Source organism: Agromyces sp. GQ35, assembly GCF_059758475.1.
This window is the reverse complement of sequence record NZ_JCAXEO010000001.1, coordinates 600,819-621,009: the sequence shown is the minus strand read 5'-3', so window position 1 is coordinate 621,009 and position 20,191 is coordinate 600,819. Positions and strand designations below refer to the sequence as shown.

Below are 20,191 nucleotides of genomic sequence, written 5' to 3'. Positions count from 1 at the left end.
CGATACGGCGCTGCGCGCCTACTCGACCGGCGATCGGTTGGTGGAGATCGAACGGCCGCGGAACTCGGCGACGGGTTCGCCGCGCTCGTCGACGACCGAGACGTCGTAGAGGCCCGTGCGGCCGCTTCGGGTGCGGCGAACCGCGGTCGCCGTGAGCGTCTGGCCCGCGACCGTGGACTTCAGGAAAGTGATGTCGGCGCCCGCCGCGACGGTGATCGTGTCGTCTTCGTTGCAGGCGATGGCGAAGGCCGTGTCGGCCAGCGTGAAGACCAGGCCGCCGTGGGTGATGCGGAACCCGTTGGTCATGTCGTCGCGCACGAGCATCGACACGACGGCGAGGCCGGGTTCGTCTCGTTCGACGACCATGCCGAGGGCGGCGGAGGCGAGATCTCGCTGCATCATGGCGCGGTTCGGCGCGGCGGCGGTCGGGGCATCCGTCATCTGAAGCTCCTCATCGAGTTCATGCGAGTTCGCACGCCGTTGCTGCGGCGCTCGAGATGACTATATACTAACTGAACGATCGGTTAGTAATGCCGGGCGAAGACATGCGCCCGAATGCCAGTGCGAACCGCAGACGACACAGGAGTCGACGATGACCTCTCCCGCTGACCTCAGCGTGGTCGAGAACGAGACCGAGCAAGCGCTGTTCGACGACCTCATCGCCAAGGATTCGCGCATCGAGCCGCGCGACTGGATGCCCGACGCGTACCGCAAGACGCTGATCCGCCAGATCAGCCAGCACGCGCACTCCGAGATCATCGGCATGCAGCCCGAGTCGAACTGGATCTCACGCGCGCCGAGCCTGAAGCGCAAGGCGATCCTCATGGCGAAGGTGCAAGACGAGGCGGGCCACGGGCTCTACCTCTACTCGGCGGCGCAGACCCTCGGCATCTCGCGCGAAGAGATGACAGCCCAGCTCATTGCTGGCAAAGCACGTTATTCGTCGATCTTCAACTACCTCACCCCGACGTGGGCCGACATGGGTGCGATCGGCTGGCTCGTCGACGGCGCTGCCATCTGCAACCAGGTGCCGTTGTGCCGCGCCTCGTACGGCCCGTACGGGCGCGCGATGGTGCGCATCTGCAAAGAGGAGTCCTTCCACCAGCGGCAGGGCTTCGAGATCCTCCTCGAACTCATGCAGGGCACCGAGGCGCAGCGCGAGATGGCGCAAGACGCCGTGAACCGCTGGTACTGGCCGTCGCTCATGATGTTCGGGCCGCCCGACGACGAGTCGCCGAACTCGGCGCAGTCGATGGCGTGGAACATCAAGCGCTTCTCGAACGACGAGTTGCGGCAGCGCTTCGTCGGCATGCTCGTGCCGCAGGCCGAGGTGCTCGGCGTCACCCTGCCCGACCCGAACCTCGCGTGGAACGAAGAGACCAAGCAGTACGACATGAGCGAGATCGACTGGACCGAGTTCAACGAGGTGCTCGCCGGCCGTGGCCCCGCGAACGCGGAGCGCATCCGCCGTCGGCGCGAGGCACACGAAGACGGTGCGTGGGTGCGCGAGGCTGCGGCCGAGTACGCACGCAAGCAGGCCGAGCAGGCGCTCGCAGCCGCCGGGGCGGTGGCGTGATGCGCGCCGACGCCGGTCGAGTAACGAGCGCCAGCGAGCGTATCGAGACCAAGGAGTCGAGATGAGCACCCCCGGCGAAACCGGCACCGAAGCCTGGCCCCTCTGGGAGGTGTTCGTGCGAGCGAACCGCGGACTCTCGCACGTGCACGTGGGCTCGCTCCACGCGCCCGATCCCGACATGGCCGTGCGCAACGCGCGTGACCTCTACACGCGACGGGGCGAGGGCATCTCGATCTGGGTCGTGCCCGCCGACGCCATCACGACGAGCGACCCCGACGCGAAGGGCGCCTTCTTCGAGAGCCCGGCCGGCAAGAATTACCGGCACGCCGTGTACTACACGAAGAGCGAAGGGGTGAAGCACCTGTGAGCGAGCAGCACGCCGGTCGAGTAGCGGCGAAGCCGCGTATCGAGACCCCGCACGAGGATCTCGATACGCCTCCTGCGTCGGCTACTCGATCGGCGGACGATGCCCACGGTCACGTCTCCGTCGACGAGCTGAAGCTCGCCGAGGAGTTCACCGGTGCGTTCGCGGGCGGCGAGGGCCAGGTGGCGTCGGCGGATGCAGCGGAGTACGCGCTGCGCCTGGGCGACGACGCCCTCGTGCTCGCCCAGCAGCTCGGCATGTGGATCGCGCGCGCGCCCGAACTCGAAGAAGACGTCGCCCTCGGCAACATCGCGCTCGACCTCATCGGCCACGCCCGCTCGTTGCTGCACTACGCGGGCACCGCGTCCGGTCGCAGCGAAGACGACCTCGCCTACTGGCGCGACGAGCCCGAGTGGCGCAACGCCTGGCTCTTCGAACAGCCGAACGGCGACTTCGCACACACGATCGCACGGCAGCTCGTGGCATCCGCGTACCTGGTCGAGCTGTACACGCAGCTCGCGGACTCGACCGACCCGACGCTCGCGGCGATCGCCGCGAAGTCGCTGAAAGAGGTCGACTACCACCGCGACCACGCCACGCAGTGGGTGCTGCGGCTCGCCGGCGGCACCGACGAATCGCGTCGCCGCATGATCGCCGCGATCACCGACACCTGGCCGTACATCGATGAGCTGTTCGCCGACGACGAGCTCGTCGAGCGGCTCGCCGCGAGCGGCGTCTCCGTGCTGCCGTCGACCCTTCGCGAGCCGTTCGACGCGGTCGTCGCGGCGGTGCTCGCCGAGGCGGAGCTCGAACTGCCGTCGGGCCGCATGGCGTTCGTCGCCGCCGGCCGCGGTCGCGAAGGGCGCCACACCGAGCACCTCGGTCCGCTCCTCGCCGAGATGCAGGTGCTCGCCCGCGCGCACCCGGGGGCGTCGTGGTGACCGCGCTCGCCGAGGCACGCGCCACGCGCGAAAGCGCCGGCCGCGAGGCATCCGTCGCCCGGCCGGTGCCGGCCGACCCGGCTGCACGTCGCGCGTGGGAGGTCGCCGCGACCGTGACCGACCCCGAGATCCCCGTGCTGACGATCGAAGACCTCGGCGTGCTGCGCGCGGTCGAGGTCGGCGACGACGGTGCCGTGCGCGTGCAGTTGACCCCCACGTACAGCGGATGCCCCGCGCTCGACGCCATGCGCGACGATGTGCTGCTCGCGCTCACCCACGCCGGGTATGACGAGGTGCGTGTCGACCTCGTGCTCGCCCCCGCGTGGACCACCGACTGGATGAGCGAGGCGGGTAAGGAGAAGCTGCGTCGCTACGGCATCCAGGCGCCGACCGGCAACGCCGCTGCCCGCGGCTCGGGGCCGGTGCGGTTGCAGCTCGTGGTGAAGTGCCCGCGCTGCAACTCGCTGAACACCCGCGAGCTCGCCCGCTTCGGCTCGACGTCGTGCAAGGCGCTCTACGAGTGCCGCGACTGCCTCGAGCCCTTCGACTACTTCAAGGTGCTCTGATGGCCGCGCGCAACCTCGGGTCGGTCGGTCGAGCAGCGGATCGAGTAGGCGCGTCAGCGCCGTATCGAGATCTCGCGAGCGCCAGCGAGCGTATCGAGACCCCGCAAACGAATCTCGATACGCGCCCTCCTTCGTCGGGCGCTACCCGACCGGCGTCTGCTGATGAGGCGATGGCGTCCGCGTTCCTGAAGAGCGCCGTCGGCGGCGAGTCTCCGTCCACCAAAGGCGTGCAGAAGCGACGTCGCGCGCGATTCCACGAGCTCACGGTCGCCGAGGTGCGACCGCTCACCGACGACGCGGTCGAGGTCACCTTCGACGTTCCCGACGAGCTCGCCGACGACTACAGCTACCTGCCCGGCCAGTACGTCGCCATCCGCGCGACGCTCAACGGCAAGGAACTGCGACGCAGCTACTCGATCTGCCGGCCGCCGACCCGGGGCAGCGTCTCGGTCGCGATCAAGCGCGATCTCGGCGGTCGCTTCTCGAGCTGGGCGAACGAGCAGCTCAAGGCCGGCGACACCCTCGACGTGATGAGCCCAGAGGGCACCTTCACCTCGACACTCGACGACCTCGACGGCAAGCACATCGTCGGCATCGCGGCGGGCTCGGGCATCACCCCGCTCATGGCGCTCGCGCACACGGTGCTCGCGCGCTCGGCGACGGCGCGCTTCACGCTCGTCTACACGAACCGGTCGACCCGCGACGTGATGTTCCTCGAAGAGCTCGCCGAGCTGAAGGATCGCTACCCCGCCCGGCTCGCCCTGCACCATGTGCTCTCTCGCGAGCAGCGCACCGCACCGCTCCTCTCCGGACGCATCGACGCCGAGAAGCTCGAGCGCATGCTCGAGGTGCTGATTCCGCCGGCGACGGTCGACGAATGGTTCCTGTGCGGTCCGTTCGATCTCGTGCAGCTCGCGCGCGACACGCTCGCCGAGGCATCCGTGCCCGTCAAGCACGTGCGCTACGAACTGTTCACGACCGACACCGCCGACCGCGTCGAAGGCGAGCGCGGTCGCCCCATCGTCGTCGAGCGCGGCGAGCCGACGGTCGCAATCGAGTTCACGCTCGACGGCCAGTCGTCGACGGTCGAGAGCCCGGTCTCGGCGAACGAGTCGATCCTCAACGCGGCGCTCCGCGTGCGACCCGACGTGCCATTCGCGTGCGCCGGCGGCGTCTGCGGCACCTGCCGTGCGCGACTCGTCACGGGCGACGTCGCGATGACCGAGAACTACGCGCTCGAACCCGATGAGCTCGAGCGCGGGTACGTGCTCACCTGCCAGTCCCACCCGAAGTCCGACCGCGTCGTCGTCGACTACGACGTGTGACGCCGGTACCCTGCGAACGGGTCGACGGCGACCCGGTGAACGGAGCATCATGATCGAACTGAGCGTGCACGACGGCGTCGCCGAGGTCGTGCTGAACGCGCCCGACAGGCTCAACGCACTCGACCCGGCGGCGATCGCCGAGCTGTCGGCGGCCTACACGGAGGCCGAGCGGATGTCGCAGCTCGGCGAGGTGCGGGCGCTCGTGCTGCGCGGTGAGGGGCGCGCATTCTGCGCGGGCCGCGACATCTCGGGGGTCGACCCTCGTGAAGACGACGTGCTCGGCTACCTCGGCGGCCTCGTCGAGCCGTTGCTGCAGCGCATGGCCGGATTCCCGGCGCCGACGTTCGCCGTCGCGCACGGTGCGTGCCTCGGCGTCGGCCTCGGCCTGCTCATCGCCAGCGACATCGTCTACGTCGCCGACTCCGCGAAGATCGGCTCGCCGTTCGCGAACCTCGGGGCGACGCTCGACTCGGGCGGCCACGCGCTCTTCGTCGAACGTCTCGGCGCGCACCGCACCATGGATCTCATCGTGACCGGCCGGCTCATGTCGGGCGCCGAGGCGGTCGCAGCCGGCCTGTTCTCGCAGGTGTTCCCCGCCGACGAGGTGACGGATACCACCCGCGCTGCGGCTCGCGCCGCGGCATCCGGTGCCACCCAGGCGTTCGTCGCGTCGAAGCGGCTCGTCGCCGCGCTCCGTGACGACCGACTCGGCCTCTGGGCGTCGATGGCCGAGGAGAACCGGGCTCAGGCCGCGCTCTGCGACACTTCCGACTACCGCGAGGGCTTCGCCGCGTTCCAGGAGAAGCGCAAGCCGGCGTTCACCGGCCGCGCCTGACGCCGATCGAGGAGCGCGCGCCAGCGAGCGTATCGAGATCTCGGCTGGGGGTCTCGATACGCTCCTTCGTCGCTCCTCGACCGGCGAGTGGCCGAGACGGGCGGAGGGGCGCCGCGGCGGTCAGCGTTCGAGCAGTGGGATGAGGAACCAGACGCCAACCATGGCGACGATCGGCAGCACCGCGAGCAGCGGGATGCGGTGTCGAAGGCGTCTGCCCTGAGGAGCGACGCCCTTCGGGATCTTCGAACCTCGCATCGGCGTTTCCGCCTGCGCCGAGGCACTCGAAGCACTCGAAGCGCTCGAGGCGCTCGAGGTGCTCGAGGTGCTCTCGCCCAGGCGCTCGTCGCGCCAGCGCTCCCACTGGTCGAACTTCTCGTTCAGCGCATCGACGGTCGTGAAGACCCAGTGCCACATCTCGGGGTCGGCGCTCGAGAAGGGCCGAGAGATGTGCGAATAGAGGAACACCCGATCGTCGACGATCTCGACGTCGAACTTGGAACTCGTGTCGATGAAGCGAGCCATGATGTCGGGGGTGAACAGATAGAGCGCGTCGGCCTCGTAGCCGTCGGGGCAGTGCAGCGTGAAGTGGCGGTCGAAGTCGCCCTCGAGCGACAACTGCTGCGAGAGCGCGAGCGGCACCGGCAGGTTCGAGCCGAGCAGCTTCGAGTTGTTGTCACGCGAGTCGAGCACGATGTGCGGCAACTGCCGGCCGAGGGTGATCGCGATGTACGACCAGCCGAAGGTCTCGTGCGTTTTCGTGCTCGTGATCGTGTAGCGGTAGTTCGCGATCTCGACGGGGCGCGGCTGCTTCAGCCGCACGATCTCGCTCGCCACGCGTTCGCCGCCGAGGGAGAAGATCATGCCGGGCAGCTCCGGGTCGGCGAGCTTCGGCACGAACTCGAGCTCGTTCGCGGCGGCGAATCGACTCACCCGGTACCGCATCTCGTCGCTGACGCCCTTGGCCTTCGCCGAGGAGAACGCGATGAGCGCGACGAGCACTGCCGCACCGACCACGGCGACGGGCATGATCGCTTCGAACGGCACCGCGAACCCCGGCATCTCGGCGAATGCACCGAGCACGAGCATCAAGACGAATGCGATGAGCAGCGCGACGAGCACGATTGCCATCCCGAGGAGGAAGATCATCACGATGACCCCGACGAGTGGGGTGCCGGGGCCGGGTCGGCGGAATCCGTTCAGCACGTCGTATTCGCGAACCTCGGCACGACGAACGGGTGCGAGCAACGGGCGGGTATCGAGTGACGCGTGCTTCACCGACGGTTCTCTGTTCACCCTTGAACGCTATCCGAGCACCGGCTGTCAGTGCTGGTCGTGATCGGCGATGTCGCGGTCGAGGTCGTCTTCGATGAGCAGGTCGCGGCGCACGTGGTCGCTGCGATAGGCCGAACGCCCGAGCATGTGCGCCGTCATCGGCTGGGTGAGCAGCTGGAACGTCATCACGAGCACGACGGTGGTGAGCACGCCCCACGTCGGCACCTGCACGACGATCGCGACCAGCACCGTGGCGAGACCGAGCACCTGCGGCTTCGTCGCCGCGTGCAGCCGCGTCAGCACATCGGGGAAGCGGACGATGCCGATGCCCGCGGCCATCGAGAGGAAGGCGCTGACCAGGATCAGCAGACCCACGGCGATCTCAGCGGCACTCACGAGGCATCCTGCTTCGCCATGAACCGTGCGATCGAGATCGAGCCGACGACCGCGAACATCGCGAGCACCAGCATGACCACCAGCGTGTCGGTGTGCCGGTTGATCGCCATCTCGGCGCCGAGCGCGCAGATCGCGATGGCGAGCAGCACGTCGGTCGCGAGGGCCCGATCGAGAATCGACGGCCCACGGATGATTCGGTACACGGCGGCGACCGCGCCGATGCCGAACATCACGCCGGCGATGATGCTGGTGATCTCGAGAAAGGTCATGCCCGGGCTCCTCTCGCGTGTTCGCGGCGTTGGCGGCGGGCCTCGCGCACGGATGCCGCCTGCTCCCGCGTGCCGATGGCGAGCACGATGCGCTCCTCGGTGCCGAGCACGCCGCTTCGCGTCCGGTCGATGTCGGCCTCGGTGCGGGTGCCGAGCGCGTGCAGGTAGAGCAGCCCGCGCTCGCGGTCGATGTCGACCACCACGGTGCCGGGCACGACCGAGATCGCCTCGGCGGTGAGGGTCGTGACGAGGTCGGATCGGGTGAGCAGCTGCACCGCGATGATCGAGTTCATCGGCTTCCACCGCGGGTTGATCGCGAGCACCGCGACCTGCAGCGACGCGATCGAGACATCCCACATCATGCGGAGGCCGAGCAGCAGGCCGCGCCAGACGTTGAAACGACCGCTCAGCAGCACCGGCGGCAGGTACAGCAACCGCGTCACGCCGATCGCGAGCAGCACGCCGGTGACCACGGTGAGCACGGTGACCTGGTCCCAGAGGAAGATCCAGAGGAAGACCAGCGCCACGAGCAGCGGCAACTGGCGCCAGACGGAACGCCAGCGGGAGACATCGGCAGCAGCATGCGTCATCGGATGCCTCCTGGGAACACGGCCGAGACGTAGACGCCGGCGTCGAGGAGGTTGGCGGCCGCGCGGCCGGTGAGGTCGAACATCGGGCCCGCGAAGACCGTCAGGCAGATCGTGAGCATCACGAGGGCACTCGTCGCGACGACCATGAGCACCGGGGTGGTGCGGGTCGCCGTCACCGTCGCGCCGTCGGGCGCTTCGAGCACCGAACCGAGCAGCACCGACTCGTAGCCCTCGAGCTCGGAGCGCCCGCGCCAGAACGCCATGTTCCAGAAGCGCGTGAGGGCGTACAACGTGATGAGCGAGGTGAGCGCGCCAGCGCCGATCACGACCCACACGAGCCAGGCCGTGCCCGGGGCATCCGCCGCGCCTTCTGCGCCGGCGAGGAAGAGCCCGGTCTTGCCGAGGAAGCCGGAGAAGGGTGGGATGCCGCCGAGATTCAGCGCAGGGATGAAGAACAGCACGCCGAGCAGGGGCGAGGCCTTCAGCAGTCCCGCGAGCCGGTTGATGGAGGTCGCGCCGCCGAACCGCTCGATGAGACCCGTCGTGAGGAAGAGGGTCGTCTGCACCGTGATGTGGTGCACGACGTAGTAGATCGTCGCGGCGTAGCCGAGCTGCGAACCGAGTGCGATGCCGAAGATCATGTAGCCGATGTGACTCACGAGCGTGAAGGAGAGCAACCGCTTGATGTCGGCCTGGGTGAGCGCACCGAGGATGCCGATGAGCATCGTGAGCCCGCCGACCACCATCAACAGCACCGACACATCGCTCTCGACGAACATCACCGTCTCGGTGCGGATGATCGCGTAGACCCCGACCTTCGTGAGCAATCCGGCGAACACCGCCGTCACCGGTGCGGGCGCCGTCGGGTACGAATCGGGCAGCCAGAACGAGAGGGGGAACACCGCGGCCTTGATGCCGAAGGCGACGAGCAGCAGCAGGTGCAGCATGAGCTGCACGTCGCCGGGCAGTTCCGCCAGGCGCACCGAGAGCTGTGCGATGTTCACGGTGCCGGTCGCGCCGTAGATGAGCGCGATCGCACTCAGGAAGAACAGCGACGAGACGAGGCTCACGATGATGTACGTCACGCCCGCGCGGATGCGCTCGCCGGTGCCGCCGAGCGTCAGCAGCACGTAACTCGCCGAGAGCAGGATCTCGAAGCCCACGTAGAGGTTGAACAGGTCGCCCGCGATGAACGCGTTGAAGACGCCCGCCGACAGGATCAGGTAGCTCGGGTGGAAGATCGACACCGGGGTCTCGCGGTGCTGGTCGGCGATGCCCTGGCCGACCGAGTACACGAGCACGACGAGCAGCATGATCGCCGAGATGATGAGCATGATCGCCGACAGCCGGTCGACGACGAGATTGATGCCCCACGGGGCATCCCACCCGCCGAGGTGCACCACGGCCGGCTGCCCGGTGGTGTCGACGGCGACGAGCAGCACCGCGGCGATCACGGCGACCGCGGAGAGCACGCTGAGGCTCACGGCCATCTGCGCGCGGCGGCGCCGGCCGAGGATCAGGGCGGTGGCCGCCCCCAGCAAGGGCAGCAGCACGACGAGGGGTACGAGGACAGCGATCACGGCGTGCCTCCTTCGTCGTCCCTGTCGCGAGCGGATGCCTCGAGCTCGAGTGCCTCTTCGAGGTCTTCGTCGAGATCTCCGTCGAAGTCTTCATCGGGCTCTTCGTCGCTCGCCTCGATGAGGTCTTGCACCGCTTGATCGTCGGCGGCGGAACTGCGGATCAGATCGGCCGTCTCTTCGGCGTCTTCGACGACGTCGGCGTCGTCGTCGACGAGGTCGCCCTTCTCGCCGAGCTGGGCGAGCCACCACGAACGGTAGATCAGGGCGAGCATGAACGCGGTGATGCCGAGGTTGATGACGATCGCGGTGAGCACGAACACCTGGGGGAGCGGGTCTGAGATCGTCTCGGCGTCGACGCCGTCATCGAGCAGTGGGGCGAGGCCTGGGGCGCCACTCATCAGGAAGATCAGGATGTTCACGGCATTGCCGACGAGCAGGAAGCCGATGAGCACGCGCGTGAGGCTGCGTTCGAGCATGATCGAGACGCCCGCTCCGAACAGTACGGCCATGAGCACGACGAGGGTCAGTGAGGCGGTCATGTGCGGGCCTCCTCGCCGGTCGAGGAGGGAGCGCCAGTGACCGTATCGAGACCTGCTGCCGCGCGGCCGTTCCTCGGGCGCCGTGCACCGCCGTCGTACTCGGCGCCGTCGGCGTACTCCTGCCCCTCGTCGTGCTCGGCCGGGTCTTCGCCGTCACCGGTCGTGAAGCCGCTGTCGTCGTCGGACTGGCGTTCCTCTTGACGGTCGACCTCCCCGCCGAGTGAACGCAGGATGTCGAGCACGAGGCCGACGACCACGAGGTACACGCCGATGTCGAAGAGCGTCGAGGTGCCGATCGAGATCGTGCCGAGCAGCGGCACCTCGGCCTCGAACCAGGCCGACTCGAACACCGCGCCGCCGAAGAGCAGTGAGCCGGCTGCAGTGCCGGCGGCGAGCAGCAGGCCGGTGCCGAGCAGCCGGCCGGCGTCGATCGGTGCCGCCTCGCCGAGCTCGTACCGGCCGCCGGCGAGGTAGCGCGCGACGAGCGCGAGACCGGCGAGCAGCCCACCCGCGAAGCCGCCGCCGGGCGCGTTGTGGCCGACGAAGAGGAGGTACACCGACACGATGATCGCGGGGTGGAAGAGCAGTCGCACGAGCACCTCGATCAGAATCGAGCGGTTGCGCGGCGAGATGGTGCGACCGGCCAGGAGCCACGTCTGTCGGGTCTCGGCGGCCTCGCCCGCGGCATCCGACTCGCCATCGGTGTCGGCGAGGCTCGTGCGCGGCGCCCGGATGCTCCACGCCGGCTCGGGCACGGGGCGCAGGCGGTCGCGCCGGTCGACGCCTTCGTCGACGGCATCGAGGCGTGGGGCGCCGCCCGTGCGGCCCGACACGAAGATGAGGCTCGCGACGCCCGTCGCGACCGCGACGAGCACCGAGATCTCGCCGAGGGTGTCCCACGCGCGGATGTCGACGAGCATCACGTTCACGATGTTCTTGCCGTGCGCCTCGAGGGCGAGAGCGGGCAGGCCGTCGGCGATCGTCGGGCGGATGCGCGCGCCGAGGGCGACGAGGCCGAGCACGGCCATGACGACTCCGGCGAGCGCGCCGATGATGCCGCGCGCGAGCTTGTGCACCGGCGGGTTGCGTTGCGCGATCTGCTTCGGCAGGCGGCGCAGCACGAGCACGAAGACGACGAGCACGATCGTTTCGACGAGCGCCTGCGTGAGGGCGAGGTCTGGTGCACCCGCCATGCCGAACAGCAGCACCAGGCCGTAGCCCGTGACGCTCACGAGCAGCACGGCCGTCATGCGCTGGCGCACCGTCGCCGCGGCGACTGCCGCGATCGCCATGACGAGCGCGAGGAACGGCTGCGCCGGGTAGTCGAAGAGGCGGATGCCGCTCGGCCACGAGGTGTTCATGATCGATGTCGCGCCGAGCCCGCCGATGAACACGACCATGATGATCGCGAGGTAGCCGGGCAACCCGCTGTGCTGGATCGCCGTGGTGATCGAGGCGGCGACCCGGTCGACGACCGACACGATGCCGAGGTAGCCGCGCGCCGAGTCGAGCATCGGTGCCACCGAAGCCTGCATGCGCGCGACTCGTTGCCGGCCCCAGACGAGCAGCGCGCCGAGCGCGAAGACGAGTGCCGAGAACGCGAGCGCCGGTTCGAGGCCGTGCCAGAGCGCGAGGTGGTACTCGTGGCCGCCCGGCAGGTCGTCGGCGTAGGCGGCAAGAAGCGGTTCGATGAACGGAATCGCGAACGCGGCAGCGATGCTCGCCGCCGCGAGGATGCCCGGTGCCACCCCGATGGCCCGGCTGCCGGTGTGCAGCGGGGTCGCCGCGACATACGTCTTGGAGAAGAAGGCGCCCCAGATGAACCGCACGGTGTACGCCACGGTCAGCGCCGACCCGGCGACCGCGCCGATGAGCGCGACCCACGCCCAGCCGTCGCCGGCCGCGACCGCGTCGAGGAAGGCGGTGAACACGGCCTCTTTCGCGACGAAGCCGATGAGCGGCGGCACCCCGGCCATCGACGCGGCGGCGATGAACGCGATCGTCGCGATCACCGGCATGCGGCGGCCGACCCCCGAGAGTTTGCGCCAGTCGCGGGTGCCCGCCGCGTGGTCGACGATGCCGACGACGAGGAAGAGGGCCGCCTTGAAGAGCGCGTGCGCGAGCAGCAGGGCGACGCCCGCGAGGGCCGCGTCGCGGGTGCCGAAGCCCGTCACCATCACGAGGAAGCCGAGCTGGCTCACCGTGCCGTACGCGAGCAGCAGCTTGATGTCGTACTGGCGCAGCGCGCGCCAGCCGCCGGCGAGCATCGTGAGGGCGCCGAGGCCGATGACGATCGGATGCCACGCCTCGAGCTCCGCGTAGCCGGGCGCGAGGCGGGCGATGAGGTAGACGCCCGCCTTCACCATCGCGGCCGCGTGCAGGTACGCGCTGACGGGCGTCGGCGCCGCCATCGCGGCCGGCAGCCAGAAGTGGAACGGCACGAGCGCACTCTTCGAGATCGCACCGACGAGCACGAGCGCGATCGCCCACTCGCCTGCGGCCCCGGTGACGGGGTTCGCGATGAGCTCGGAGAGGTTCGTCGTGCCTCCGTTGACGGCGAGGATGACGAGGCCGACGAGCATCGCGAGCCCGCCGAACGTGGTGACGGTGAGCGCCTGCAGCGCGGCACCGCGGCTCTCTTTGCGGCCCGTGTAGTGGCCGATGAGGAGGTACGAGAGCACGCTCGTGGCCTCCCAGAACGTGAACAGGATGAACACGTCGTCGGCGGTGACGAGGCCGAACATGACGCCGGCGAAGGCGAGGAGGAGCGCTGCGAACCGGCCGAGCGCGGGCTCGTCGTCGTCGAAGTAGTGCATGCAGTAGAGCAGCACCAGAGCGCCGATGCCCGTGACGATGAGCGCGAGCAGCAGCGCGAGCGCGTCGACCCGGAAGCTCAGCGAGATGTCGAGCGCGGGAATCCACGGAACGATCTCGACGACAGGGGTGCCGGCGAGCACGGTGGGCAGCCACGTGAGCAGCAGCACGAAGATCGCGGCGGGCAGCAGGGCGATGACGGCGAAGACGCGCCGGCCGAGCCAGCGCGTGAGCAGCGGCGTGACGAGCGCGACGACTGCGAAGGCAGCGAGGCTGGCGATCATTCACCCTCCTCGCGCTCGCACCGTCCTGTCAGTTTACCGGGCAGGGATGACGCGTCTTCCGCGAGTTGTATGCCCGCAGCGGAATCGTAGGGGCGACGGATGCCGCAGGCGGAACGCTCGCATTCGACCCGGGGAGGAACCGATCCTGCGAGCACCTTGACCTCAAGTTCACTTGAAGTAATACGGTGGCGACAGTGTCGTCGAGGAGGCGGCCGACCGGCGCTTCACGCGCTCCGACATTCATCCGAAGCAGCGAGAGGACCACGGCATGGCGCAGACCCAGCAGGCAGTGGAGGTCACCGGCACCTGGCGAGAGCTGCTCGGCCGCCAATACGCGCCGATTGCGGCGGTGCTCGCAGGCGGCGTGCTGGTGGAGGCGAGCAATGTCTACTTGACCACGAGCCTGCTCCCCACGATCGTCGGCGAGATCGGTGGGGCCGAGTTCTACGCCTGGACCATGACGACGTTCCTCCTGGCCTCCGTCGTCAGCGCGATGCTCGTCAGCAGGATCCTCACCCAGCAGGGAGCGGTGCGCGCCTACCTTCTCGCCCTCGGGCTCTTCGCTCTCGGATCTGTCCTGTGCGCGGCCAGTCCGTGGATGCCCGCCTTGCTTGCCGGGCGCGCCGTGCAGGGGCTCGGCGGCGGACTGCTCGCCGGACTCGGCTACGCGCTCATTCAACGCGCCCTGCCCGAGCGGCTCTGGGCCCGCGGCGCAGCGCTGGTGTCGGCGATGTGGGGCGTCGGCAACATCGTCGGGCCCGTCGTCGGCGGACTCTTCGGGCAACTCGACGCGTGGCGTGCGGCATTCGTCGTCTTGGCGATCGTGGCGGGGCTCATCTGCATCCTCGTCGTCCGATCGATGCCGCGAACGACCCGCGGTCGCTCGAGCGAGTCGGTGCCATGGGGCTCGCTCGTGCTGCTCACGACCGGCGTCGCCGCGGTGAGCGTTGCGAGCGTCGTTCCGACGGGGGTCGCGACCGCTCTGGCGCTGATCGTCGGTGTCGCACTCGGTGTCTGGTTCCTCCGTCACGAGCGGCGCGGGCGCAGCGGCATCCTGCCGAAGGTCACGTTCGCTCCGGGATCATCGCTTCGCTGGGTCTATGCCTCGGTCGCGGTGCTCGCGTTCGGCATCGGCACCGAGGCGTTCATCCCGCTCTTCGGGCAGGAGATCGGTGGCCTCAGCCCGCTCGTCGCCGGCTTGCTCGGCGCGGCACTCTCGCTCGGCTGGTCGGTGACGCAGATGTTCACGGCGAATGTGTCGGCGGATGCCGCTCAGCGCGGGCTCATCATCGCCGGACCGCTGCTCGTGGCGGCGGGACTGGTCGCCTACGGCATGCTGCAGCACGAGGGCCCGTCGACCACGGTCATCATTCTCTGGTTCATCACCCTGTTCATTGCGGGTGCCGGCATCGGTCTCGGATTCCCGCACCTGACGGTGGCGGCGCTCGGCAGCACCGACGGAGAAGAGGAGGGCGCCAAGGCCGCGGCCGCCGTGAGCACCGTCTTCATCATCGCGAGCGCCCTCAGCGCGGCGCTCGCCGGTGTGCTCGTGAACCTCGCTGCCCCCGACCTCGTTCGATCGGCGCAGCTGCTCATGCTCGTGTTCGCGGGCATCTCGGTGCTCGGGGTGGTCGCCGCCCGGGGCGCGGCTTCGGGCATCGGGCACCGCGCGACCGCGGACGCGGCCGCCTCGTAGGGGGGCCTCCTGAGCTCGACCAGCCATGTGACTGCAATCGGCATCGGCATCGGCATCGAGTGGAATGGGTCCGGAATTCTCGCGGCGTGGTGATGGAACACCGATGAGAGTGTCGGCACGTGCGAAGCGTGCCGGATCTCTCATGTGAGATTTGCCTCACATGAGGCGCATCTCACACGAGCCCTGTGCGGCAGCGATGCACCGCTCGCAAGTCTGCCGGAGCGGCGACGAACTCCTGCGGCACCTGACGACCCGGCGATAGATGCCGCGGGCGGGACCTTCCCGCGGCATCCGTCACTGACCTGAGCCGCTGGTCAGGCCGCCGCACCTCCGAGGTACGCGTTGCGCACCTCGGGCAGTTCGACGAGCTCGGCCGGCGTGCCCTCAAGCACGACGCGGCCGCGCTGCATCACGACGGCGCGGTCGGCGATGCCGAACGATGCACGTACGTTCTGCTCGACGAGGAGCACGGCCATGCCGCGACCGCGCAGCTCGGTGAGCACCTTCATGATCTCGGCGACGACCTTCGGGGCGAGCCCGATCGAGGGCTCGTCGAGCAGGATCGCCTTGGGCGAGGCCATGAGGCCACGGCCGATTGCGACCATCTGCTGCTCACCACCCGAGAGAGTGCCGGCCGCCTGACCGAGTCGCGGCTGCAGCCTCGGGAAGAGCTCGAGCACCGCGGCGAGGTCGCCCTTGCCGCCACGGCTCCACGCCCCGAGCATGAGGTTGTCGCGCACCGAAAGGGTCGGGAAGCACAGCCGGTTCTCGGGCACGTGGGTGAGCCCGAGGGCAGCCATCTTCTCGGTCGCCTTGCCGGTGATGTCGGCGCCGTCGAGCGTGACCGTGCCGGCGGTCGGCCTGATCAGCCCGTTGAGCGCGCGCAGCAGCGTGGTCTTGCCGGCGCCGTTCGAGCCGACGACGGTGACGATCTCACCCGGCGCGACCGACAGGCTCACGCCATGCAGGATCGCGAGCTTGCCGTAGCCCGCATCGAGGCCTTCGACGGAGAGGGTCATGAGTGCTCCTCCAGCTCTTTCAGCTCGGCCTCGGCCTCTTCGGCATCGGTACCGAGGTAGGCGACGATGACCGCGGGGTCGTTGCGCACCGACTCGGGGTCGCCGTGCGCGATGAGCACGCCGTCGTCGAGCACCGCGACGGTGTCGGCGAGCGCCATGACCTGCGCGACATCGTGCTCGACCAGCACGATCGTGAGGCCGGCGTCGCGCAGCGCCCGCAACAGTGTTGCGAGCAGTTCGCGCTCGTGACCCGACAGGCCGGCCATCGGCTCGTCGAGCAGCAGCAGCGCGGGCTCGGCGGCGAGCGCCCGGCAGACCTCCATCATGCGCTGGCGACCGAACGGCAGGTCGCCGGCGGCGAGGCCGGCGACGTCGCCGAGCCGCATCGAGTCGAGGATGTCGCGGGCGACTGCTTCGTGCGTGTACTGCTCGCGGCCCTGCAGCCCGAGCATGCCGCGCAGGATGCCGGCCCGGCCCTTGCGGTAGCGGCCCATGTAGACGTTGCCGACGACGTCGGTCGACGAGAACACCTGCAGGTTCTGGAACGTGCGGGTGAGTCCGGCGTCGGCGCCGACGTGCGGCTTCTTGCCCTGAATCTCTTGGCCGAGGAACCGCACCGTGCCCGACGTCGGTGCGATCGCGCCCGTGATCATGTTGAAGCACGTCGTCTTGCCGGCGCCGTTCGGGCCGATGAGGCCCATGATGCGCCCGGCGGGCACCGTGAAACTCACGTCGTCGACGGCGACCACGCCGCCGTAGCGCTTCGTGAGGCCGGTGACCTCGAGGATCGGCTCGCCGGCAGCGACCGGAGTCGAGACGGCGGGGACGCGAGGGGCGGATGCCGCTGCATCCGACACCTCGTCGAGACCCTCGGTGCCGGCGCCAGCGGCGCTCTCTCCAGGCAGCCCGCCGAACGCACGCGTCGGCACGTCGCCCGCACCCGCGTCGGCAGTGCCGTCGGGCGCCGGCCGCGCCGCGGCATCCGCTCGCTTGGCCATTCGCCTGCGGACCGCCGCCCACGCCGTCTTCACGACCTGGTAGAGCCCGCCCGGCAGCAGGATGATCACGAGGATCAGCACGAGGCCGTAGCCGATGAGCTGCACTTCGCCTGTCGCGCCGGGGATGATGGCTGGGATCAAATCGCGCAGGCCCTCGGAGAGCAGCTCGACGATGAACGCACCGGCGACCGCACCCCACACCGAGCCGAGTCCGCCGATGACGACCATCAGCAGCAGCTCGACCGAGACGTGGAACTCCGCGACCTGCGGCGAGACGATCTGCACCTGGTAGGCGTAGAACACGCCGCCGAGTCCGGCGAAGCCCGCTGAGAGCGTGAAGACCTTGACGCGCAGGGCGTAGGTGTTCACGCCGAGCGATTCGGCCGCGAGCTCGGAGTCGTTGACCGACGAGAGCGCTCGGCCCGCGCGAGAGCGGGTGAGGTTCAGGGCGAGCACGAGGCCGATGAGCACGAACGGTGCGACGAACCAGAAGAAGAGGCCGTTGTTGTCGATCGGGATGCCGAAGACCTCGGGCCGGCCGTAGCCGTAGATGCCCGTCGTGCGGCCGGTGAAGTCCCATTCGCGCACCGCGATCATGACGATGAAGCCGAGGCCCAGCGTCGCGAGCGCGAGGTAGTGGCCGCGCAGGCGCAGCATCGGCAGGCCCACGAGCAGGGCCGCGAGCATCGCCGCGACGACGCCGCCGACCGCGGCGACGAGGCCCGGCAGCTCGAACTTCTGCAGCAGGATCGCGTGCGTGTACGCACCGATGGCGAAGAATGCCGCCTGGCCGAGCGAGACCTGCCCGGCAAGGCCCATGAGGAGTGACAAGCCGATCGCGGGCAGCGCGAAGATCATCGAGAAGACGGCGATGTTCATCATCGACGAGCTCGCCGTGAACGGCACGATCGCGATGATCACCGCGAACGCGGCGACGCCGATGATGGTGCCGCGGTTGTTGGGCCAGAAGCCGGTCTTCGACCCGATGGGGGCGTTGTTCAGCAGTGACATCTCAGACCCTCACGGCGTTCGGGCGCAGCACGAGGCCGGCCGGTCGGATGATGAGCACGATGATGAGGATGAAGAACGCCACGGCGTCCTTCCATCCGGATGCCACGTAGCCGGCGACGTACGACTCGATCACGCCGAGCAGCAGTGCGCCGACGATCGCCGCGCGGAACGAGACGAGCCCGCCGAGCACCGCCGCCACGAAGCCCTTGAGGCCGAGCAGCAGGCCGCCCGACCAGATCGAGAGGTAGATCGGCGAGCTGACGACACCGGCGGCCGCACCCACGAACCCGGCGATCGCGAAGGCGATGACGGATGCCACGGCCGGCGAGATGCCCACGATGCGAGCGGCGACCGGCTGCTCGGCACTCGCGCGGAGCGCCTTGCCCCAGCGGGTCTTCTCGTAGAAGAGCAGCACGCCGCCGCCGACCACGACGAGGGCGCCGAGCATCCAGAGCTCCTGCGAGCGGATGCTGACGCCGCCGAGGTTGAGGTCGTTGCCGGGGAAGGCCGGCAGGCGCCGACCCTCTGCGCCCCAGACGAGCAGCATGATCGCCTGCAGGAGCGTCGAGACGCCGAGCGTCAGGATGATCGAGACGAGCGTCGTGAGGTTCTTGACGCGCGCGATCACGAGCCGTTCGATGATCACCGAGGCGAGGGTCACCGAGACGAGCGCGATGAGGATGGCGACGGGGAGCGGAAGGCCGGCCGTGACGAGCGAGATGCTGCCGAGGCCGGCGAGCGTCGCGTAGTCGCCCTGGGCGATGTTCACGACGTGCCGCACCGTGTAGGTGGCGATGAGGCCGACGGCGAGCAGGGCGTACACAGATCCCTGTGAGAGCCCTGCCGCCGTCAGCTGGAGGAAGTCGGTCAACGGATGCCGCTCACTCTTCGTACAGGGTCCAGCGGCCGCCCTCGGCGAGCGCCATGATCAGTGCGTCGGCCGTGAGCCCCGAGTGGTTGTCGGGCGTCATCGTGAAGATGCCCGAGATGCCGACGAGGTCGGTGGTCGCCTCGATCGCGTCTCGCAGCGCCTCGGGCTCGGTGCCCGCGGCCTCGATGGCCTGCGTGCCGACGAGCCACGCGTCGAACGCGTGCCCGGCGAAGCTCGAGGGGGAGCTGCCGAACTCCGCGGAGTAGTCGGCGATGAACTGGTCGATGACCTCTTTCTGGGGGTCGTCGTCGGCGAGCTGGTCGGCGACGAGCAGGCGGCCCATCGGCGCGATGACGCCCTCGGCGGCGGGCCCGGCGGCCTCGAAGAACGCGTCGTTCGCGACACCGTGCGACTGGTAGACCGGCTTGCCCACACCGAGCTGCACGTAGGCGGCCTGCGCGAGACCGGCCGACGGGGTGATGCCCCAGATGATGACCGCATCGGCGTCGGCGCTGCGGATGTTCGTCATCTGCGCGGTGAAGTCGGTCGCGCTCGGCTCGAACGACTCGGTCGCGGTGAGGGTGATGCCTCGCTCGGCGCCGAGTTCGGTGATGATGTCGGCGATGCCCTCGCCGAAGCCCGTCGCGTCGCGCACGAGGGCGACCTTCGTGTAGCCCTTCGATTCGGCGTCGTCGAGGATGCGCTCGAGCACGACGAGGTCGTTCTGCGCGGTCTTGAAGACCCACTCGGACCCGTCGACGATCGCGGCGTTCGCAGCGACCGAGATGGTCGGCACCTGGGCGGCCTCGACGAGCGGGCGCATCGCGAGCGACGGGCCGGTGCGGGAGGACCCGATGATGAGGTCGACGTCGTCGTTCTCGATCAGCTGCGTCGTCGCCTTCGCGGCGCCGTCTTCGGTCGACTGGTTGTCTTTGATGATTAGCTCGACCTCGCGGCCGTCGATGCCGCCGTCGGCGTTGAGCTGCTCGGCGAGCATGTTGAGCGTGTTCTGCTCGGGCACGCCGAGGTTCGCGCCGACACCCGTGATGTCGAGCACGGCGCCGATCTTGATCGGGCCCTCTTCGGCGGCGCCGTCGCCACCGGAGTCGCCGCCGAAGTTCGACGCGCCGCAGCCGGTGAGTGCGAGGGCGATGGATGCCGCGACCGCGGCGGGAACGAGCAGACGGCGTTGCGCACGGTGCATGGGTGAACTCTCCTTTGAGCCCTGGCGGGTTCTCGTCACTG

General features: G+C 69.2%; 19 protein-coding genes. 7 read left to right on the top strand and 12 right to left on the bottom strand.

Annotated features, from left to right (window positions below):
* Positions 1–18: 18 nt before the first annotated feature.
* A complete protein-coding gene (paaI, locus tag AC6CH0_RS02870) occupies positions 19–441 on the bottom strand; it encodes a hydroxyphenylacetyl-CoA thioesterase PaaI (protein ID WP_498098182.1) in 423 nt (140 codons plus the stop codon).
* Between the two features lie 151 nt (positions 442–592).
* On the opposite strand from paaI, the gene paaA reads away from it, so the two are divergent.
* From paaA to AC6CH0_RS02840, 6 genes are all read left to right on the top strand, one after another.
* Positions 593–1,576, top strand: a complete 984-nt coding sequence (gene paaA, locus AC6CH0_RS02865) for a 1,2-phenylacetyl-CoA epoxidase subunit PaaA (protein ID WP_498098181.1) — start codon at positions 593–595, stop codon at positions 1,574–1,576.
* Positions 1,577–1,637: 61 nt separating this feature from the next.
* A complete protein-coding gene (gene paaB / locus AC6CH0_RS02860; protein WP_498098180.1) occupies positions 1,638–1,943 on the top strand; it encodes a 1,2-phenylacetyl-CoA epoxidase subunit PaaB in 306 nt (101 codons plus the stop codon).
* 128 nt (positions 1,944–2,071) lie between these two features.
* Positions 2,072–2,881 (top strand): 1,2-phenylacetyl-CoA epoxidase subunit PaaC, encoded by an 810-nt coding sequence (gene paaC, locus AC6CH0_RS02855; protein ID WP_498100998.1) that lies wholly within the window; start codon positions 2,072–2,074, stop codon positions 2,879–2,881.
* Between the two features lie 65 nt (positions 2,882–2,946).
* Positions 2,947–3,447 (top strand): 1,2-phenylacetyl-CoA epoxidase subunit PaaD, encoded by a 501-nt coding sequence (paaD, locus tag AC6CH0_RS02850; protein WP_498100996.1) that lies wholly within the window; start codon positions 2,947–2,949, stop codon positions 3,445–3,447.
* A 170-nt stretch (positions 3,448–3,617) separates the two neighbouring features.
* Positions 3,618–4,772: a 1,2-phenylacetyl-CoA epoxidase subunit PaaE gene (paaE, locus tag AC6CH0_RS02845; RefSeq protein ID WP_498098179.1), complete on the top strand. Its 1,155-nt coding sequence runs from the start codon at positions 3,618–3,620 to the stop codon at positions 4,770–4,772.
* Positions 4,773–4,821: 49 nt separating this feature from the next.
* Complete coding sequence (locus AC6CH0_RS02840) at positions 4,822–5,607, top strand: enoyl-CoA hydratase/isomerase family protein (RefSeq protein WP_498098178.1); 786 nt, start codon at positions 4,822–4,824, stop codon at positions 5,605–5,607.
* Positions 5,608–5,727: 120 nt separating this feature from the next.
* Here the strand turns inward: AC6CH0_RS02840 and AC6CH0_RS02835 are convergent, their stop codons facing one another.
* The 7 genes from AC6CH0_RS02835 to AC6CH0_RS02805 are packed head-to-tail and all read right to left on the bottom strand — an operon-like array spanning position 5,728 to position 13,351.
* The gene (locus AC6CH0_RS02835) at positions 5,728–6,900 is read right to left on the bottom strand and encodes a hypothetical protein (RefSeq protein ID WP_498098177.1); all 1,173 of its coding nucleotides are present in this window, start codon (positions 6,898–6,900) and stop codon (positions 5,728–5,730) included.
* A 27-nt stretch (positions 6,901–6,927) separates the two neighbouring features.
* Entirely contained in the window at positions 6,928–7,275 is a 348-nt protein-coding gene (gene mnhG / locus AC6CH0_RS02830; protein ID WP_498098176.1) for a monovalent cation/H(+) antiporter subunit G, read from the bottom strand.
* Positions 7,272–7,544, bottom strand: coding sequence for an MrpF/PhaF family protein (locus AC6CH0_RS02825; protein WP_498098175.1), 273 nt, complete (start codon positions 7,542–7,544; stop codon positions 7,272–7,274). The genes mnhG and AC6CH0_RS02825 overlap by 4 nt, the downstream gene beginning before the upstream one ends.
* The gene (locus AC6CH0_RS02820; RefSeq protein ID WP_498098174.1) at positions 7,541–8,134 is read right to left on the bottom strand and encodes a Na+/H+ antiporter subunit E; all 594 of its coding nucleotides are present in this window, start codon (positions 8,132–8,134) and stop codon (positions 7,541–7,543) included. The genes AC6CH0_RS02825 and AC6CH0_RS02820 overlap by 4 nt, the downstream gene beginning before the upstream one ends.
* Positions 8,131–9,711: a Na+/H+ antiporter subunit D gene (locus AC6CH0_RS02815; protein WP_498100994.1), complete on the bottom strand. Its 1,581-nt coding sequence runs from the start codon at positions 9,709–9,711 to the stop codon at positions 8,131–8,133. Before AC6CH0_RS02815 ends, AC6CH0_RS02820 begins: the two co-directional genes overlap by 4 nt.
* Positions 9,711–10,253, bottom strand: a complete 543-nt coding sequence (locus AC6CH0_RS02810; protein ID WP_498098173.1) for a sodium:proton antiporter — start codon at positions 10,251–10,253, stop codon at positions 9,711–9,713. Before AC6CH0_RS02810 ends, AC6CH0_RS02815 begins: the two co-directional genes overlap by 1 nt.
* Positions 10,250–13,351: a Na+/H+ antiporter subunit A gene (locus tag AC6CH0_RS02805; RefSeq protein WP_498098172.1), complete on the bottom strand. Its 3,102-nt coding sequence runs from the start codon at positions 13,349–13,351 to the stop codon at positions 10,250–10,252. Before AC6CH0_RS02805 ends, AC6CH0_RS02810 begins: the two co-directional genes overlap by 4 nt.
* Positions 13,352–13,619: 268 nt before the next feature.
* Between AC6CH0_RS02805 and AC6CH0_RS02800 the strand changes: the two genes are divergently transcribed.
* Entirely contained in the window at positions 13,620–15,047 is a 1,428-nt protein-coding gene (locus AC6CH0_RS02800; RefSeq protein WP_498098171.1) for an MFS transporter, read from the top strand.
* A 314-nt stretch (positions 15,048–15,361) separates the two neighbouring features.
* Here AC6CH0_RS02800 and AC6CH0_RS02795 read toward each other — a convergent pair whose 3' ends face one another.
* Genes AC6CH0_RS02795 through AC6CH0_RS02780 form a run of 4 tightly spaced genes read right to left on the bottom strand, consistent with a single transcriptional unit; the run spans position 15,362 to position 20,150 of the window.
* Positions 15,362–16,066, bottom strand: coding sequence for an ABC transporter ATP-binding protein (locus tag AC6CH0_RS02795; protein WP_498098170.1), 705 nt, complete (start codon positions 16,064–16,066; stop codon positions 15,362–15,364).
* Positions 16,063–18,075: a branched-chain amino acid ABC transporter ATP-binding protein/permease gene (locus AC6CH0_RS02790; protein ID WP_498098169.1), complete on the bottom strand. Its 2,013-nt coding sequence runs from the start codon at positions 18,073–18,075 to the stop codon at positions 16,063–16,065. Before AC6CH0_RS02790 ends, AC6CH0_RS02795 begins: the two co-directional genes overlap by 4 nt.
* Before the next feature lies 1 nt (position 18,076).
* Positions 18,077–18,946, bottom strand: coding sequence for a branched-chain amino acid ABC transporter permease (locus AC6CH0_RS02785; protein ID WP_498098168.1), 870 nt, complete (start codon positions 18,944–18,946; stop codon positions 18,077–18,079).
* Positions 18,947–18,956: 10 nt separating this feature from the next.
* Positions 18,957–20,150, bottom strand: a complete 1,194-nt coding sequence (locus AC6CH0_RS02780; protein ID WP_498098167.1) for an ABC transporter substrate-binding protein — start codon at positions 20,148–20,150, stop codon at positions 18,957–18,959.
* Positions 20,151–20,191 lie beyond the last annotated feature (41 nt).

Coding starts and splice junctions, on each gene's coding strand:
- AC6CH0_RS02825 (WP_498098175.1), bottom strand. CDS start 7,544: ATGACCTTTCTCGAGATCACCAGCATCATCGCCGGCGTGATGTTCGGC.
- AC6CH0_RS02810 (WP_498098173.1), bottom strand. CDS start 10,253: ATGACCGCCTCACTGACCCTCGTCGTGCTCATGGCCGTACTGTTCGGA.
- AC6CH0_RS02840 (WP_498098178.1), top strand. CDS start 4,822: ATGATCGAACTGAGCGTGCACGACGGCGTCGCCGAGGTCGTGCTGAAC.
- AC6CH0_RS02780 (WP_498098167.1), bottom strand. CDS start 20,150: ATGCACCGTGCGCAACGCCGTCTGCTCGTTCCCGCCGCGGTCGCGGCA.
- paaA (WP_498098181.1), top strand. CDS start 593: ATGACCTCTCCCGCTGACCTCAGCGTGGTCGAGAACGAGACCGAGCAA.
- AC6CH0_RS02800 (WP_498098171.1), top strand. CDS start 13,620: ATGGCGCAGACCCAGCAGGCAGTGGAGGTCACCGGCACCTGGCGAGAG.
- paaB (WP_498098180.1), top strand. CDS start 1,638: ATGAGCACCCCCGGCGAAACCGGCACCGAAGCCTGGCCCCTCTGGGAG.
- AC6CH0_RS02805 (WP_498098172.1), bottom strand. CDS start 13,351: ATGATCGCCAGCCTCGCTGCCTTCGCAGTCGTCGCGCTCGTCACGCCG.
- AC6CH0_RS02790 (WP_498098169.1), bottom strand. CDS start 18,075: ATGTCACTGCTGAACAACGCCCCCATCGGGTCGAAGACCGGCTTCTGG.
- AC6CH0_RS02820 (WP_498098174.1), bottom strand. CDS start 8,134: ATGACGCATGCTGCTGCCGATGTCTCCCGCTGGCGTTCCGTCTGGCGC.
- paaI (WP_498098182.1), bottom strand. CDS start 441: ATGACGGATGCCCCGACCGCCGCCGCGCCGAACCGCGCCATGATGCAG.
- AC6CH0_RS02795 (WP_498098170.1), bottom strand. CDS start 16,066: ATGACCCTCTCCGTCGAAGGCCTCGATGCGGGCTACGGCAAGCTCGCG.
- paaE (WP_498098179.1), top strand. CDS start 3,618: ATGGCGTCCGCGTTCCTGAAGAGCGCCGTCGGCGGCGAGTCTCCGTCC.